11 protein-coding genes are annotated in these 15,941 nt (G+C 70.6%); 6 read left to right on the top strand and 5 right to left on the bottom strand.

Translation table 11 applies throughout. The features are described from left to right. Complete coding sequence (locus LG278_RS19615) at positions 1 to 1,182, top strand: CaiB/BaiF CoA transferase family protein (protein WP_404389290.1); 1,182 nt, start codon at positions 1 to 3, stop codon at positions 1,180 to 1,182. A 47-nt stretch (positions 1,183 to 1,229) separates the two neighbouring features. Here the strand turns inward: LG278_RS19615 and LG278_RS19610 are convergent, their stop codons facing one another. Continuing rightward, on the bottom strand, positions 1,230 to 1,505 hold the full coding sequence (locus LG278_RS19610) for a hypothetical protein (RefSeq protein ID WP_404389289.1): 276 nt from the start codon (positions 1,503 to 1,505) through the stop codon (positions 1,230 to 1,232). Between the two features lie 149 nt (positions 1,506 to 1,654). After that, on the bottom strand, positions 1,655 to 2,503 hold the full coding sequence (locus LG278_RS19605) for a helix-turn-helix domain-containing protein (RefSeq protein WP_404389288.1): 849 nt from the start codon (positions 2,501 to 2,503) through the stop codon (positions 1,655 to 1,657). A gap of 91 nt (positions 2,504 to 2,594) precedes the next feature. Here LG278_RS19605 and LG278_RS19600 point away from each other — a divergent pair, with 91 nt between their 5' ends. Further along, positions 2,595 to 3,194: a TIGR03086 family metal-binding protein gene (locus LG278_RS19600; RefSeq protein ID WP_404389287.1), complete on the top strand. Its 600-nt coding sequence runs from the start codon at positions 2,595 to 2,597 to the stop codon at positions 3,192 to 3,194. 4 nt (positions 3,195 to 3,198) lie between these two features. Here the strand turns inward: LG278_RS19600 and LG278_RS19595 are convergent, their stop codons facing one another. Continuing rightward, a complete protein-coding gene (locus tag LG278_RS19595; protein WP_404389286.1) occupies positions 3,199 to 3,888 on the bottom strand; it encodes a response regulator in 690 nt (229 codons plus the stop codon). After that, positions 3,885 to 5,678, bottom strand: coding sequence for an ATP-binding protein (locus LG278_RS19590; protein WP_404389285.1), 1,794 nt, complete (start codon positions 5,676 to 5,678; stop codon positions 3,885 to 3,887). The genes LG278_RS19595 and LG278_RS19590 overlap by 4 nt, the downstream gene beginning before the upstream one ends. Positions 5,679 to 5,806: 128 nt before the next feature. Here LG278_RS19590 and LG278_RS19585 point away from each other — a divergent pair, with 128 nt between their 5' ends. Next, the gene (locus tag LG278_RS19585) at positions 5,807 to 7,231 is read left to right on the top strand and encodes a cation:dicarboxylate symporter family transporter (RefSeq protein WP_404389284.1); all 1,425 of its coding nucleotides are present in this window, start codon (positions 5,807 to 5,809) and stop codon (positions 7,229 to 7,231) included. 114 nt (positions 7,232 to 7,345) lie between these two features. On the opposite strand, the gene LG278_RS19580 is transcribed toward LG278_RS19585, so the two are convergent. Further along, positions 7,346 to 8,029 carry a winged helix-turn-helix domain-containing protein gene (locus tag LG278_RS19580; protein ID WP_404389283.1) on the bottom strand — a complete coding sequence of 228 codons (684 nt, stop codon included), beginning with the start codon at positions 8,027 to 8,029 and terminating at the stop codon, positions 7,346 to 7,348. Between the two features lie 178 nt (positions 8,030 to 8,207). Here LG278_RS19580 and LG278_RS19575 point away from each other — a divergent pair, with 178 nt between their 5' ends. From LG278_RS19575 to LG278_RS19565, 3 genes are read left to right on the top strand one after another with little or no spacing between them, the layout of a single operon-like run. Further along, positions 8,208 to 11,981: an Ig-like domain-containing protein gene (locus LG278_RS19575; protein WP_404389282.1), complete on the top strand. Its 3,774-nt coding sequence runs from the start codon at positions 8,208 to 8,210 to the stop codon at positions 11,979 to 11,981. Beyond that, complete coding sequence (locus tag LG278_RS19570; protein ID WP_404389281.1) at positions 11,912 to 15,496, top strand: RHS repeat-associated core domain-containing protein; 3,585 nt, start codon at positions 11,912 to 11,914, stop codon at positions 15,494 to 15,496. Before LG278_RS19575 ends, LG278_RS19570 begins: the two co-directional genes overlap by 70 nt. Further along, complete coding sequence (locus LG278_RS19565) at positions 15,432 to 15,920, top strand: hypothetical protein (RefSeq protein ID WP_404389280.1); 489 nt, start codon at positions 15,432 to 15,434, stop codon at positions 15,918 to 15,920. The genes LG278_RS19570 and LG278_RS19565 overlap by 65 nt, the downstream gene beginning before the upstream one ends. The last annotated feature ends 21 nt before the right edge of the window (positions 15,921 to 15,941 follow it).

Genomic DNA, 15,941 nt, shown 5'->3' with positions numbered 1-15,941 from the left:
ATGAGGAGCACCACCGGCCCCCTGTCCGACGTCGTCGTCGTCGACCTCTCCCGGGCGCTGGCCGGGCCGCACGCCACGATGATGCTCGGTGACCTCGGCGCCCGGGTGATCAAGGTCGAGACTCCGGGTCGCGGCGACGACACGCGCGGGTGGGGCCCGCCCTTCGTCGGCGAGGAGGGGCGGCGGGAGTCGACCTACTTCCTCTCGGCCAACCGCAACAAGGAGTCGATCACCCTCGACCTCAAGGCCGAGGCTGATCGTGAGGTGCTCCTCGCCCTCGTCGACCGCGCCGACGTGCTCGTCGAGAACTTCCGCACAGGCGTGCTCGAGCGGCTGGGGCTCGGCCTCGAGGAGCTGACCCGGCGCAACCCGCGCCTCGTCGTGCTGTCGATCACGGGCTTCGGGCACGACGGGCCCGAGGGCGGACGGGCGGGCTACGACCAGATCGCCCAGGGCGAGGCAGGCGTCATGTCGCTCACCGGCTCCGGCCCCGACGACCCGCAACGGGTGGGAGTGCCCATCGCCGACCTTCTCTCGGGGATGTACGGCGCCTATGGGGTCGTCGCCGCGCTCCACGAGCGTGACCGCACCGGTCAGGGGAGCGTCGTGCGCACCTCGCTGCTCGCTGCCGTCGTCGGCGTGCACGCCTTCCAGGGCACGCGGTGGACGGTGGCCGGTGAGGTGGGCAGGTCGGCGGGCAACCACCATCCTTCCATCGCGCCCTACGGCCTCTTCCACTGCCGCGACGGCTCGGTGCAGATCGCCGTCGGGAGCGAGGGACTCTGGCAGCGGCTGTGCGCGGCCTTCGGGCTCGACGCCGCCGGGGAGGGGCTCGCGACCAATGCCGAGCGGGTCGCTCACCGCGAGCGCGTCATCTCGCTCATTGAGGACGCCTTCGCCCCGTGGGACGCCGAGCCGCTGCTCGCCCGGCTCGCCGAGGTGGGCGTGCCCGCCGGGAAGGTGCGCGGTCTCGACGAGGTGTATGCGTGGGACCAGGTCGCGAGCCAGGGCCTGCTCATCGACGTCGACCACCCGACCCTGGGGCCGCTCACGCTCCCCGGGCCACCGCTGCGCTTCTTCGACGGCGACGGCACCGAGGTGACGCGCCGCGACCACGACGCCCCGCCCACCCTCGACGAGGACGGCGCCGCCATCCGGGCGTGGCTCGCCTCAGGGACGTGAGCGGCTGACCGGGCGCTCAGCTGCGGTGCCGCCACCACAGGGGCCGGTCAGCCGCCAGCGGCGGCGCTCCCCAGCGGGCAGCCGTGCACGTGGTCGGGGGTCGAGCGGGTGCTCCACTCCGCCAGGCAGATCCGGCAGAGCCGGACCCCGAGGCCCCGGGCCGGTGCGGCGATCACCGGATCACCGCCGGCGACGGCGTTCTGGGCGAAGGTGAAGATGCTGAGCTCGTCGTCGGTCATGTCCTCTCGCGGCTTGTCCACAAGGCCGCGGATGCGGACCAGGGCGTAGCGCATCCACGCGGCCTCGCTGACGTCGTCACCCATGAGGCAGCCTCCTCGTCGAGCGCTGTGAGCACTGGCCAGAGCACGTCATGACGACCTCCGTCGGTGGAGCAGGGTCTCCATCATGGCGCGTGGAGGTGCTCGGTGGCGCCCCTGACGGTGGCGGTGTCGGCGCCCCGCGCACACGGGTGTCACCGGAAGCGCGCGGCGAACTCGCCAGGGGTGAGGCCGGTGGCCCTGCGGAAGTCGCGGGTGAAGTGCGCCTGGTCGGCGTAGCCGAGATCGGCGGCGATGCCGGCCAGCTCGGCGTCGGTGTCGCGCAGCCGGTCGGCGGCCTCCTGCAGCCGACGCCGCCGGATGAGCCACTTGGGGCCGAGCCCGATGCGCTTGTGCAGGAGGCGCTGCAGGGTGCGCTCACCGATGTCGAAGCGGGCGCACAGCTCGTCGACACGGAGCAGCTCGGGTGAGGTCTCGACATCCTCGACGACGGCGTTGACGAGCAGGCCCTCGTCGTCGACGGGCAGCAGGGGCCGCAGGGCCGCCTCCACGGCCACCCGGGCCCGGGCCTGCGCGCCCTCCGAGGTCGGGTCGGGCGTCATGAGCTCGCGCACGACCGCCGTGAGGGCCTCGCCGTCGAGCGAGTGGCGTGGGTCGAGGGTCGCCAGGTCGACGAAGCGGTCGGTCATGCGGCGGACCGGGGCCCTCGTGAGCAGGTGGCCCGCCGCAGGCTGGAGCATCAGCCCGACGGCCCAGCCGCGCCCCGACAGCACCGTCTGCGACAGCCCCGAGACGACGCCGTAGAACCGGGCGTAGGAGTCGGAGATGACGACGAGGCACACGGGATACTGCAGGACCCGCTGCGGCGCGAGCTCGCCCTCGGGCACGTCCCACACCGGGATCCAGAAGCGGCGCGCGAGGTCGGCGAGGTCGGGTGAGACGTCGGACCGGGCGATCGACCACGTGCGGTCGTGCGGGTCGACGAGGTGGGCCCGCTCGATGTCGTCGCGCGCCGACGTGCGTGCCTCACCACCGGTCGCCATGTGTCGGAAAGTATCAAGACCCGCTGACGGTGCGCTGCCTACCGTGGCTGCAAGAACACGACCACCCGACACCACCGAACCAGGAGCGACCATGACCGGACCCACCACCACTGCGCTGCAGGACTTCTCGCGACTCGCCGACCGCTTCGGCCGCGTCGTCGACCGGCTCGACGACGCCGACTGGGGCCGCGCCTCACCCTGCGAGGGCTGGAGCGCCCGCGACGTGCTGCACCACGTCATCTCGACACAGTGCGACTTCCTCGCCCAGCACGGCATCGACGCCTCACCCCCGACCGACGTCTCGACCGACGTCTCGACCGACGTCTCGACCGACCCCGATGGCGCCTGGCGCGGTCACGACGACCGGGTGCGCGCCCTGCTCGCCGACCCGGCCGTGGCCTCGCTCGAGTACGACGGTGTCTTCGGGCGCACGACGATCGGCGCCTCGCTCGTGACCTTCTACGGCTTCGACCTCATCGTGCACCGCTGGGACATCGCCGCCGCTGCCGGTCTCGACGAGCGCCTCGACGGCAGCGAGCTCGACATGATCGAGTCGTCGGCCGACGGATTCGGCGAGCACCTCTACGACGACGGTGTCTGCAAGCCAGCCGTGGCCACTCCCGCCGGTGCCGACCGGCAGACCCGCGTCCTCGCCCGACTCGGGCGTCGCGCGACCTCCGACATCGTCTGAGCGCTCAGCGCGACCAGAGGTACTCGACCTCGGGACGACCCGCACCGGCATACCGGGAGCGGCGCACGACGACCCTTGTCTCGCAGAGGTGCTCGGCGTAGCGGCGCGCCGTGACCCGGCTGACGCCGAGTGCCTCAGCGAGCTCGCTCGCCGAGCGCCCTCCGTCGGCCTCGCGCAGCACCCGTGACACCCGGGTGAGCAGCTCCTCGCCCATGCCCTTGGGCAGATGGGTCTCGCCTCCGCTGCGCGCGCCGGCGAAGACCTCGTCGACCTCGGCCTGGGTCGAGACCTCCTGCCCGTGGTCGTGCTGGTCGCGATAGGCCCGGTAGGCCAGCAGGCGCTCGCGCAGGGTCGCGAAGACGAAGGGCTTGAGGACGTACTGCACGATGCCGAGCGACACCGCCGCCCGCACGACCTCGAGGTCCCGGGCCGACGTGACGGCGATGACGTCGGCCCGGTGACCGGCGGCGCGCATCGCGCGCACGACGTCGAGGCCGTGCCGGTCGGGGAGGTTCATGTCGAGCAGAACGACGTCGATCTGCTTGTCCTGCAACGCTTTCAGCGCAGCCTGCGAGGTGCCCACCGTCGCCACCGGCACGAAGCCCGCGACGCGGTTGACGTATGCCGTGTGGGCCTCCGCCGCGATCGGCTCGTCCTCCACGACGAGCACCGTGAGGTCACGCCCGCCCGTCATGACGTCGCTCCCGAGGGCCCCGCCGCCGGTCCCAGCCCCGCCGACGGCGCCGGTCCCGTGGCAGCCCGCTGCGGGTGACCGCGCCCCGAGTCATCCCCGTTGTGCCCGTTGCTCCCACCGCGTTCATCGACCACGTCGGCCTCTCCCGCGCCGGGGGACTGCTCGGGCACGGGCAGCCGCACGGTGAAGCGAGCGCCCGGTGGCCCGGAGACCGTGAGCCGGCCGCCCAGCCGATCGACGGTCTGGGCGACGAGGGCGAGCCCGATGCCGCGCCGGCCGGCCACCCCCTGGTCCTTCGTCGACCAACCCCGGCGGAAGGCGTCGTCGACCGCTCCCGGAGGCAGGCCCGGCCCGGTGTCGGAGACGTCGAGGACGGCATACCCCTGCGGTGTCACGCCCGGGCGCACGCCCCCGCTGGGCGCGACCGGCTCGAGGCGGGCGTCGAAGGTGACCCGCCGCCCGGTCGGGTCGTCGACCTCCGCCACGGCGTCGAGGGCGTTGTCGATGAGGTTGCCGACGATGGTGACGATGTCGCGGGTGGGGGCGACGTCGGTGGGCCAGCGGGCACCGGCGGCGATGTCGAAGGCGATGCCGCGCTCGTGCGCCTCGGCCGCCTTGCCGAGCAGCAGCGCCGTGAGGGCTGGCTCCTCGACGGAGCCGACGACGCGGTCGGTGAGCACCTGCGACACCGCGAGCTCGTCGGTCGCGAAGTCGAGGGCGCGGTCGGTGTGGCCGAGCTCGATGAGGCTGACGATCGTGTGCAGCCGGTTGGCCGACTCGTGGGCCTGGGAGCGCAGGGCCTCGGCGAGGCCTCGCGCCGAGTCGAGCTCACCGGTCAGCTCCTCGAGGTCGGTGCGGTCGCGCAGCGTCGCGACGTGGCCGAGCAGCCGGCCCTCCCACGTCGCCGGGCCACGGTTGAGCACGAGCACGCGGGCTGACGTCACGTGCAGCTCGTCCTCGTGCGGGTGGTCGTCGGTGAGGGCGGCCGCCAGCGGCGCCGCGAGACCGAGCTCGCCGACCTGTCGGCCGACGGCGTCGGGTGGCAGGTCGAGCAGGCGGATCGCCTCGTCGTTGGCGAGCCGGAGGCGCCCGTCGAGGTCGGTGATGAGCAGCCCCTCGGTGACGGCGTGGAGCACCGCGTCGTAGTACTCGTACATCTCGCGCAGCTGCTCCTCGCCGAGCCCGTGGGTCTGGCGCCGGATGCGGCGGGCGACGAGAGCTGTGCCGAGCCCGGAGAGGAGGGCGGCGACGAGCCCGGCGAGCAGGATGGCCGGCAGCTGCGCGCGCACCTGCTCGCCGACCGCGGACTTGCGGATGCCGACGGCGACGAGCGCGACGACCCGGCCGTCGTCACTGACCGGCTTGACGACCCGCAGCGAGGGTCCGAGCGTGCCGGTGTAGTCCTCGACTACCGTGCCTCCCGCGAGCGCCTCCTCCGTGTGGCCGAGGAACGTCTTGCCGATCTGCGAGGGGTCGGGGTGGGTGAAGCGGATCGACTGCGGGCTCATGATGACGACGAAGTCGGTGCCCGACTCGACGCGGACCCGCTCGGCATACGGCTGGAGCGTGGTCGTCGGCGACGGCTGCTGCACGGCCGCGATGACGGTGGGGGTGGCGGCGACGGTCTCGGCGACCGCCGTCGCGCGGGCGATGGCCTCGATGTCACCGGCGCGCTGGGCCTGCACGAAGGCCCCCGCCAGGCCGGCCGCGACGACGAGCACGGCCACGCCCACCTGGAGCACGAAGGTCTGGGTGGCCACGCTCCAGCGCGCTGGCGATCGCGTGCTCACGGCCCGACCGCCGGCGTCGGCGAGAACTCAATGAACACAATCGTGACCCTAGTTCGTCGGGCCTCCAGTCTCGTGTTATCCACCCCGTCCGGTCAGCGAGTGCCCGGGCCCAGACCACGGAGGTCACCGTGAGTTCCACCGCCGACAGCGCCGTCGACGCCCAGCCGGGCCCGACTCCCAAGAAGGACCGCACGCACTATCTCTATGTCGCCGTCATCGTCGCGATGGTCGCCGGCATCCTCGTCGGCTGGCTCTTCCCCGAGGTCGGGAAGTCGCTCAAGCCGCTCGGGACGGGGTTCGTCAACCTCATCAAGATGATGATCACGCCGATCATCTTCTGCACGATCGTCCTCGGCATCGGCTCGGTCCGGAAGGCCGCCCAGGTCGGCAAGGTCGGCGGTCTCGCCCTCGCCTACTTCGTCACGATGTCGACCGTCGCGCTCGGCATCGGTCTCGTCGTCGGCAACATCATCAAGCCGGGGGCCGGCCTCGACCTCACCGCCGAGATGGCGGCGGCGGGCCAGACGGCGGCCTCCGGCGAGGCGGAGTCGACGGTCGACTTCCTCCTCGGGCTCATCCCCGAGACGCTCGTGTCGTCGCTGACCGGCGGCTCCGTGCTGCAGGCGCTCTTCGTTGCCCTGCTGGTTGGCTTCGCCCTGCAGAAGATGGGCAAGCAGGGGGAGCCGATCCTGCGCGGCATCAAGCACCTCGAGCGCCTCGTCTTCCGCCTGATGGCGATGATCATGTGGGCGGCCCCCGTCGGTGCCTTCGGCGCGATGGCCGCCCTCGTGGGGGCGACCGGGCTCGGCTCGCTCAAGAGCCTCGGCCTGCTCATGGTCGCCTTCTATGCGACCTGCGCGATCTTCGTCTTCATCTTCCTCGGCACGATCCTCAAGCTCGTCACGGGCTTCAGCGTCTTCGCGCTGCTGAAGTACCTTGCCCGCGAGTTCCTCCTCATCGTCTCGACGTCCTCGTCGGAGTCGGCCCTGCCCCGTCTCATCGCGAAGATGGAGCACCTCGGTGTCTCCCGCCCGGTCGTCGGCATCACCGTGCCGACCGGCTACTCCTTCAACCTCGACGGCACCGCCATCTACCTGACGATGGCGAGCCTCTTCATCGCCGAGGCGATGGACAAGCCCTTCACCATCGGCCAGCAGATCTCGCTGCTCGTCTTCATGATCATCGCGAGCAAGGGCGCAGCCGGCGTCAGCGGCGCCGGCCTCGCGACCCTGGCCGGCGGCCTGCAGTCGCACCGCCCCGACCTCGTGCCCGGCGTCGGCATCATCGTCGGCATCGACCGCCTCATGAGCGAGGCTCGCGCCCTGACCAACTTCGCCGGCAACGCCATCGCCACCGTGCTGATCGGCACCTGGGTCGGCGAGATCGACCGGGACAAGGCGGTCCGGGTGCTGGCCGGTGAGGACAAGTTCGACGAGGCGAGCATGCTCGACGACGACGAGGCTCCCGCCGACGACGCGGCGCCGGTCGCCGCGGCTCCCGCCGCTGCCCCGGCCACGGCGCACGCCCCCGAGCTCGAGGCGGCCCGCCGCTGACCGTCCCGTCCCCGCAACACACCGAACAATCGTCAGGGCCATGCGGTATGCCGCGTGGCCCTGACGATTGCCCGGTGTGTTTGCGAGGTGGTGACGTCGCGGACGTGCGTCTGCTCAGCCGACCCGGTCGACCAGCCGGATCCCCTCACCGCGCACCGTGACGAGCAACGGCTGAGCCGCGGCCGTCTCGATCCGCGTCCGGAGCCGGCGCAGGTGGGCCTCCAGCCGGGCCTCGTCGCCGGGGCCGTAGGTCCCCATGGCGCGCCGGCACAGCTCCCGCCGGGAGACCACGCATCCGGACGCACGCACGAGCACGGAGAGGATCCTGAACTGCGTCGGCGTGAGGTCGAGGTCTCGCCCGCACCAGGTCGCCAGGTGGCGGCGAACGTCCAGCTCGAGCGCGCCGAAGGAGACGCGTCCCCGCTGGAGGCCGCTCATCTGCCGCCTGACCTCGATCGCGACCTCGAAGTCGTCGGCGTCGCGGGCCAGGACGGCAGCCGGCTCGACCACGGTCGTGCGAGCCGTCTCACCGAGCAGGAGCACCGGCACCTCGAGCTCGGCCACCGCACGTTCCACCTGCGCGTCCGACACCGAGACCTCCACGGCGAGCACGGCCAGGTCGACCCGCACCAGGTCGGCGAGGTAGCGCAGGTGCCTCGCCCCCGCGATGACGATCGGCACGATGTCCATGCCGACGAGGTAGCGGACCAGCTCGTGCGTCGACTTCCCGGCCGGCATGGCCACGACGACGCAGTTCCTCGGTCCCTCGTCGTCGAGCTGCGACGGCGCGGTGGTCATGGTGCTCCTCCCTGTCGAGCCACCCCCGCGGCCCCCGACCACGCCACCGGCTCGGTGTCGTCCAATAGTCGGAAAGTGGCTCCCTTTTGTCGGATTCTGCCCCTTCTGTGTCAGTCCCGCTCGTCGAGCGGAATGGGAGGTTGCGGACATTCGGTGCTCGTCGACAGTGGGAGCAGACATGTTCAGGATCATCGGTGGGCCCCGTCGGACCCTCGCAGGAGCGGTTGGATTCGGCTTGGTGCTCGGCTTGCTCACCCCGGTGACCGACGCGATGCGGCCACCGAGCCAGCTGCCTATCGCGCAGGCCGCGGCCGCGGGCACGGTGCTCCTGCGAACGCCCACGACGCTCAACGGCAATGGCGCCGTCCTCAGCTGGGACAGCTACGTCCCGAGCGGCACCGCGCCCTTCACGGCATACGAGATCCACCGCTCCGCGACGGCCGGCTTCACGCCCTCGACCGCGACCCTCCTGACGACCATCACGGACCGCAACACCACCACCTGGACCGACACCACCGCCAAGGGCGGGTCCGCGGTCAGCTATCGGCTGGTCGTGGGTGGAGTGCTGTCGGCGAACGTCGCCGTCACGCTCCCCGCCTCCGGAACGACCACGATGACCCTCCAGCCCGACGCCTCGAGGGGGCAGGTGACGCAGATCGTGCACAACGTGTCGTCTGCCGTGGCCTGCTCGGACGACCGCAACTACGGTGCGTCGCCGACGATGCGCGTGGGAACCACGGCCGACGGCTGGCAGCACCGTGGGCTGCTGCGCTACGACCTGCGATCCATCCCCTCGACGGCCACCGTCACGGCGGCGACGCTGAGCCTGGCGTATTCGGGGACGACGAATCCCGGAGCGGCCGTGTCGGTCCACCGACTGCGGCAGCCGTGGAAGGAGGGGACCGAGAACGCCACCTGCGGCACCTCGGGCGCCACATGGCTGGAGACCCAGCGCGCCGTCGGCTGGGCCTCTGCGGGCACGTCCTACGACACCACTGCCGACGCGTCGCTCCTGGCCACGTCGCGAAGCACGGCCGGGACCGACGCGTTCAACGTGCTCGGGCTGGTGCGCGAATGGGTCACCGGGGCCGCGCCCAACGACGGGGCCCTCGTCAAGGCGACCAACGATGCCCCCGACGGTCTGACGAGCCCCTACGTCGACTACGGCTCGGACGACTCCACGACGTTGGCCAGGCCCAAGCTCGTGGTCACCTACTCCAACCCCCAGGCGGTGTCACGCGTCCCCTGGGCAGCCGTTGCCGCTCCCGCGGCCGCCTCCACGGTGACCGGCACGGTGCCCCTCCGTGCCGCCGGTGGCGACGACGGCCGCGTGGCCAAGATGGAGTTCTTCAGCGGCACCACCCTGCTGGGCTCGTCGACGGCTAGCCCGTGGACCTTCGCCTGGGACACCACGGCCGCTGCGGTCACGGCGGGGTCCCAGGTCATCACCGTGCGCGCGACCGACGACGTGGGCAACCAGACGACCTCGCCCGGGGTCAGCGTCACGGTCGACAAGACGGCAAAGCCGACGGTGACACTGACGGGGCCCACGGCGTCGACGGTGGTCGGCACGTCCGCCACGATGACGGCAAGCACGACCGGGACCGGTGTGACCAAGGTCGAGTTCTTTGCCGACGACCAGCTGGTCGGCACGGACACCGCGGCGCCGTGGTCGACGACGTGGCGACCCGGCAGCATCGCGGACCCTGCCTACAACAACACGAGCCACCAGCTCAGCGCGCGAGCCTTCGACGGCAGTGGACGGACCGCGACGTCCGGCACCACGACGGTGACCGTGTCGCGAGCCGGCGGCACCATCTACTCGGCGACCCTCGACCTCAACGAGTCGGGCAACAGCACCACCGCCCTGGAGATCCCGCCGTCCTTCCTCGACAACAACCTGGCTCCCACGACCGACACCTACTCGGGCTCGGCGACCACGACCACCAGCCTCAGCTCGACGCCCAAGGACAGCACGAACGCCTACGCCACCTACGCCGGCAGCGCAGTCATGTCGCCGTCCCAGCGGTCGGTGACCGGCGGGTCACCCTCGCTGATCGACGCGGACACGACGAGCGTCAAGCCGATCCGCGACCCTGCCAGCGTCGCCCGCGGCGCCCTGCTGGCCGACGTCACGGTGACCAACACCAGCTCCATTGCCTGGAAGGGCGGCAGCAGTGGCCTGCAGCTCTGGTACCGGTGGTACGTCCCGACCGAGGTCCCCAAGGGAGACGGCTCGGTCGGGGACGACGGGATCGTCCTCTTCGAGGGGCCGGCCAACACCTACTTCCCGAGCACCGTCCAGCCGGGCCAGAGCAAGCCCATCCCCGTCCTGATCGAGCCGCCGGCGCTGCCGGCGGGCATCGACAAGGCCCGCGTCCGGCTGCGGATCGACGTCTATGACGTCGCCTCCACGAGCGCGGACAAGTGGTTTGCGACGAAGGGCAACGCCCCGATCGACCAGCCGGTCGTCGTCGACAAGGACCTCGAGGGCAACCTCGGCCTCGAGCGCTTCTGGCAGTACGAGGGCACCGACACCGGCGCGGGATCACAGGCCCTGACCAATGTGAGCAACGGCAACACGCTGTGGCGGTGGAGCCCCTTCTCGGCACCCGGCCGCGGCCTCGCCACGACCGTCGACCTGACCTACAACTCTCTCGAGGACCACTCGGAGTCCCCGGCCGGCAACAACATGTCGCTGGCGATCTCGGGGCTGACCCGACTGGGCAACCCCCTGGACATCCACCCGAACCGCGCGGACACGATCTCCGGGCGCTCCAGCAAGTACGTCACCTTCACCGACGGGGACGGCACGACGCACAAGTTCACCGGCACGACCCAGACGGACGGGACGACCACGTGGGCCGAGCCGGCCGGCGTCAACCTCTACCTCCAGGGGCCGAGCACCGACCCCACCCGGCGGTGGTCGCTGACCCGTCCTGACAAGGTCGCGTTCTACTTCGACACCGAGGGCTACCCCACGTCCGTCGTCGACCGCAACGGCAACACCCTGACGTTCACACTGGAGACGGTGCTCGCAGGGGAGGACCCGGGTGGCCCGAAGAAGCGCATCACGAAGGTCACAGACGCGGCCGGCCGCTTCTTCGCCGTCGCCTACTGGAGCAAGGCAGAGGTCAAGCGGGCGCACGTGCGCGGCAAGATCAAGAGCATCGCCGACCACACCGGCTCGATGCTGCTCTTCGACTACTACGACGACGGCAACCTGCTGCGGCTCACCCAGGTCGGTGGCACGCAGGCGAACGGCGAGCGTCTCGATGACCGCACGTTCGTGTTCACCTACACGACCTCCAACGGCGCCGGACCGGCGATCACGACCTCCGCTGCTCGCGCCAAGCCGGACCCGCACACGCCGAACCAGTCGACGCGGCTCTACAGCGTCCGCGACCCACGTGGGGCCGAGACGGCCTTCGCGTACTACGGGCCCGGTAGTGGACAGCTGCGCTGGAAGGCCAAGAGCCGGTGGAACCGGCTCGGCGACCCCTCGCTGGCCTGCACCAGTGCCGCGTCCTGCACCGCCTTCAGCTACGACCTCACCAACCGACGCACCACCGTCGACGCGCCGTCGAGCCGCGACACCGAGTACGTCTACGACACCCTCGGTCGCGTCACGAGCCTGGTGGACGCGTTGGAGCAGACCACGTCGGTGACCTGGTCGAGCGACAACAAGGTGCAGCGGCTCGTCGAGCCGGGCGGCGCCGTGCAGACGTGGACCTACAACGCCAACGGATACCTGACCTCCTGGATCAACCAGGTCGGCGCGCAGACGACGCTGACGTACGAGACCGCTCTCTCGGTCCCAAGGACACCAGCGGCCACTGGAGCGTCCTCACCGGACGGACCAAGCCCGAGGGCGGCACCTGGGTGTTCACCAACGACGCCGCGGGCAACGTCACGCGGACGGTGGACCCGGAGGGCTACGCGACGGCCCTGACGTGGAACCTCAGCGGCTCCGCGGCGCCCGGCACCGTGGCCTCGACGACCGACGCCCGCAGCCAGACGACGTCCTACACCTACGACGCGTCGGGGGCGCCCTCGAAGATCGCCGAGCCCGAGGGCATCACGACCGAGATGGGCTACGACGCGGACGGGCTGCTGCGCTGGGTGCAGGACGGCAACCTCTCGGCGCAGGCCAACCCGACTCTCGCAGGCTCCGCCTCCGACCGCGCCGCGGCCGCCTTTCTCGACTACGACGCGTTCCACCGCCTCGGGAGGCAGTCCGCTCCGAAGTCGTTCGACTACGAACGCGGCCGGCTGATCTGGTCGTCGGCGCAGTTCGACGCCAACGACAACGTCCTCCGCAACATCGACCCGCACTACGGCAGTGCCTCCGACGACGGCGAAGCCGCCGTCGGTCAGACCGGCACGTTCGACGCGATGGACCAACCGCTCACCCAGGCGAACCAGCAGGGCGAGACGACGGCATACGCCTGGGACGTCGCGGGGCGCATCACCTCCATCACCCGCCCCAAGGGGTCGGCGACCACGGCGACGTCCCTCGACTACGCCTCGGAGTACGACTACGACGTGCTCGACCGGGTGACCCGGCAGACCGACCACGGCGCTGTCGCCACCGACACCCGGACGACGCTCCTGTGCTACGACACCGCGGGAGACCTCCGTTCGGTCACCTCGCCACGGGCGAAGAAGACGTCGGTGACGTGCCCGTCCACCGGACCGGCGGTGGAGCGGTTCACCACGGTGTATGCCTACGACCCGGCTCACCGACTGCTCACCAAGACGGACCCGCTCGGGCACGCCCAGACCAAGACGTACGACCGCAACAACAACGTGACCGTCGTCGAGCAGCTCATCGACAAGGCCGCGTCCACGACCCGCATGCAGCGCACCACGACCGCCTACGACAAGCGGGACCTTCCCGTCCGCTCGACGCAGCAGGTGACCGGCTCGCGCACCGCAGTCTCCAAGGTCGTCTATGACGGCAACGGCAACCGGACCCTCGTGGCCTCGCCCCGCGCGGTCGACCACGCCGCCGGTGGGGCCATCTCCAGCTCCTCGCCCTACGTCACGGCATACAGCTACGACGGTGTCAACCGCCTGGTGCAGACGGTCAAGCCGTTCGCACCCGGCGAGTCGGAGCGGCAGTCAGAGTTCCGCGCGTACGACAAGAGCAACAACCTGCTCTGGAACTCCCTGCCGGTGACCTCGACCACCGCATCCGCGGTGAAGGACAGCGCCCGGACCGTCCGGACCTTCTTCGGTCCGGGATGGATCCGCACCGCCAAGAGCCCCACCCAGCCAGTCGTGACCTACGACTACGCCGCGCAGTCCTGGCAGACCCGGCGCACCCCTGAGGTCGCGGGACAGCCGGGCACCCCGGACCTCGAGAAGGAGATGATCTGGCGCTACTTCGACGACGGCAAGCTGTCGGAGCGGGCCGACCGCGACGGCAACCCGACGACCTACGCCTACGACGGCAACAACAACCTCACCTACTCGCTCGACACCTCGGGCGTCGGGTCGGCCGGGGAGAACCCCGTCGAGACGAGTGCGAGCTGGGACGGCTTCGACGAGATCAGTCGGGTGTGGCACCGCAAGAAGGCATCGGGCACGACGCCGTGGACCTTCAACGACTACGCCTACGACGAGAACGGCAACGTCACCCGCCGTCTCGAGAACGGTGAGCAGGACAGCGCCAAGCAGACCGTGACCAAGGCGCCCAAGGAGTACGAGCTCACCTACGACGAGGCCGACTGGCTCACCACGCAGGTGAACCGCCAGGCGACCAACACCGACCTCACCACCGCCAGCGCCTGCGACGGCGACGAGTACCTCACCAACTCGTGGTTCGACACCGGCTGGGAGCGCACGCGCACGCTGCGCCGTGCACAGAGTGACTGCACCGGGGCGGCCTCCAGCTGGCCGGTGAAGCAGACGACGAGCTGGGACCGGCTCGACAACGGCAAGGTCGAACTCCTCAAGACCGTCAACGCCTCCGGCGGCGTCATTACGAGCCATGACGTGGAGTACCTAGAGTCCGGGACCCTCGCGAACGGCAGCGCCGGCGACCGCTACGTCGACGGCAACCGCACGAAGGACACCTTCGTCAACAAGCGCGCCGACTCGAGCACGACCTGCGCCAACGTGGCCAGCCCGTGCATCGCCACCTACACCTACGACGCACGGCAGAAGGTGACGAGCAACCAGCGACGCCAGGGGGTGACCGACACCTTCACGCTGGACGAGCCGGCCAACCTCGTCGGCGACACGAGCATCCGGGGCGGTAACGTCACCACGAAGGCCGAAGCCGGCAAGCCGACCCTCACCCAGAAGTACCAGTCGAACCAGCTCAAGGAGCTGTCGTCCGGAGGCGGCTCGGTGTCGTACGTCTACGACAACTACGGCAACGTCGACTGCGTCGCCGTGGGCTCGGGTGTCAGCTCCTGCCCGACGGACTCCGGGCTGGTCCAGGACTACGCCTACGACGACCTCAACCGGTTGGCCAGCCAGCGCACCTACACCGGCGCCGTGGCCACCGACAGCAGCACGTACGACTACGACGCGCTCGACCGGGTGAGCAAGGAGACGGAGTCGCACTCGACCGCCGGCGACAACCGCTCGACGTCGTTCACCTACGAAGGGCTGACGACCAGGACGACGGAGGAGAAGCAGTCCGGCGGGACCGACCCGAAGACCAAGACGTTCTCCTACGACGCCTACGGTCACCGGATCTCGATGAGCTCGCAGGACAACGGGACGACGACGACCGACAGCTTCTCCTACGCCTATGACGTCCACGGCTCCGTCTCCCAGCTCGTCAACGACTCCGGCGGAGTCAAGGCCTCCTACGGGTACACGGCCTACGGCAGTGAGGACGACGGCCTGTCGTCCACGCAGGATGCGACGACGGACACCGACACCAACCCGCTCAACCCCTACCAGTTCCAGGGTCGTCGCCTCGACTCCGGAGGCGCCACCGCCACCTCCGCGAGCTCGAGCCTTGACATGGGCGCCCGCCGTTACGCAGCCGACACCGGTCGGTTCATCCAGGAGGACATGTACGCCTCGGCCCTCGGTGACCTGGGGCTGTCGCTCGACCCGCTGAGCCAGAACACCTACGCCCTGGCGGCCGGCAACCCCATCTCGTTCGTGGAGGTCGACGGGCACCGGCTCATCGCCGACGGCGGCGGAGGCGGATCGACCAGCCCGTCTCCGGTCGAGCTCGACCTCCACGTGCTGCAGCTCGGGCGGTTCGTCCTCGGACCGGGGATCGTCGCCGACCCTCAATCTGGCCCAGGAGACGATCTCGGGTGCCTCGGAGGGCGCCGCGGGTTACTACTCCGACCAGTGGGTTCGCGGTCTGAAGGACCAGACGGACGACTATGCGGCGAAGGCTGCTCGCCGGTCCGCCTGGGCCAAGAGCATGGTGTCGAACGGCGGTCGCTTCACCGGCTCGAGCGCAGACAGCTACTACAAGTTCCTCGATGAGAGCAAGGAGTACAGCGCCAAGGCTGCGGCGTCGGGCTCCATGGCGACGAAGATGTCGCGCTTCTCCAAGCTAGGCGGTCGTGCCATCCCAGTGGTCGGGTCGGCCATCGGGTTCGGGCTGGACGTGGCCAATGGTGAGAGCGCCGGCCGTGCCGGGGCCAAGGCCGGAGGCGGGCTCGTGGGCGGCATGGCTGCCGGCGCGGCCACCGGAGCCCTGGTCGGGAGCGTGGTTCCCGGGGTGGGTACTGCCATCGGCGGGGTCGTCGGGGGTGTCGTCGGCGGGTTCGTCGGCTCGGGCATCGGAGCGTCGATCTTCGACAACGGGCTCTCGGCCGGGTCGGTCCTGGAAGGAGCTCAAGAGGGAGTCGGCGAGCTCGGTTCGGCGCTGGGCGATGTCGGCAGTGCGCTCAACCCGTTCGACTGACGTGAAAGGGAGATACTCGCA

Source organism: Humibacillus xanthopallidus, assembly GCF_044793955.1.
Taxonomy (GTDB): Bacteria; Actinomycetota; Actinomycetes; order Actinomycetales; family Dermatophilaceae; genus Humibacillus; species Humibacillus xanthopallidus_C.
The sequence above is the reverse complement of the archived record's forward strand: the minus strand, read 5'-3'. Positions and strand labels throughout refer to the sequence as shown.

Coding starts and splice junctions, on each gene's coding strand:
- LG278_RS19615 (WP_404389290.1), top strand. CDS start 1: ATGAGGAGCACCACCGGCCCCCTGTCCGACGTCGTCGTCGTCGACCTC.
- LG278_RS19610 (WP_404389289.1), bottom strand. CDS start 1,505: ATGGGTGACGACGTCAGCGAGGCCGCGTGGATGCGCTACGCCCTGGTC.
- LG278_RS19605 (WP_404389288.1), bottom strand. CDS start 2,503: ATGGCGACCGGTGGTGAGGCACGCACGTCGGCGCGCGACGACATCGAG.
- LG278_RS19600 (WP_404389287.1), top strand. CDS start 2,595: ATGACCGGACCCACCACCACTGCGCTGCAGGACTTCTCGCGACTCGCC.
- LG278_RS19595 (WP_404389286.1), bottom strand. CDS start 3,888: ATGACGGGCGGGCGTGACCTCACGGTGCTCGTCGTGGAGGACGAGCCG.
- LG278_RS19580 (WP_404389283.1), bottom strand. CDS start 8,029: ATGACCACCGCGCCGTCGCAGCTCGACGACGAGGGACCGAGGAACTGC.
- LG278_RS19575 (WP_404389282.1), top strand. CDS start 8,208: ATGTTCAGGATCATCGGTGGGCCCCGTCGGACCCTCGCAGGAGCGGTT.
- LG278_RS19565 (WP_404389280.1), top strand. CDS start 15,432: ATGGTGTCGAACGGCGGTCGCTTCACCGGCTCGAGCGCAGACAGCTAC.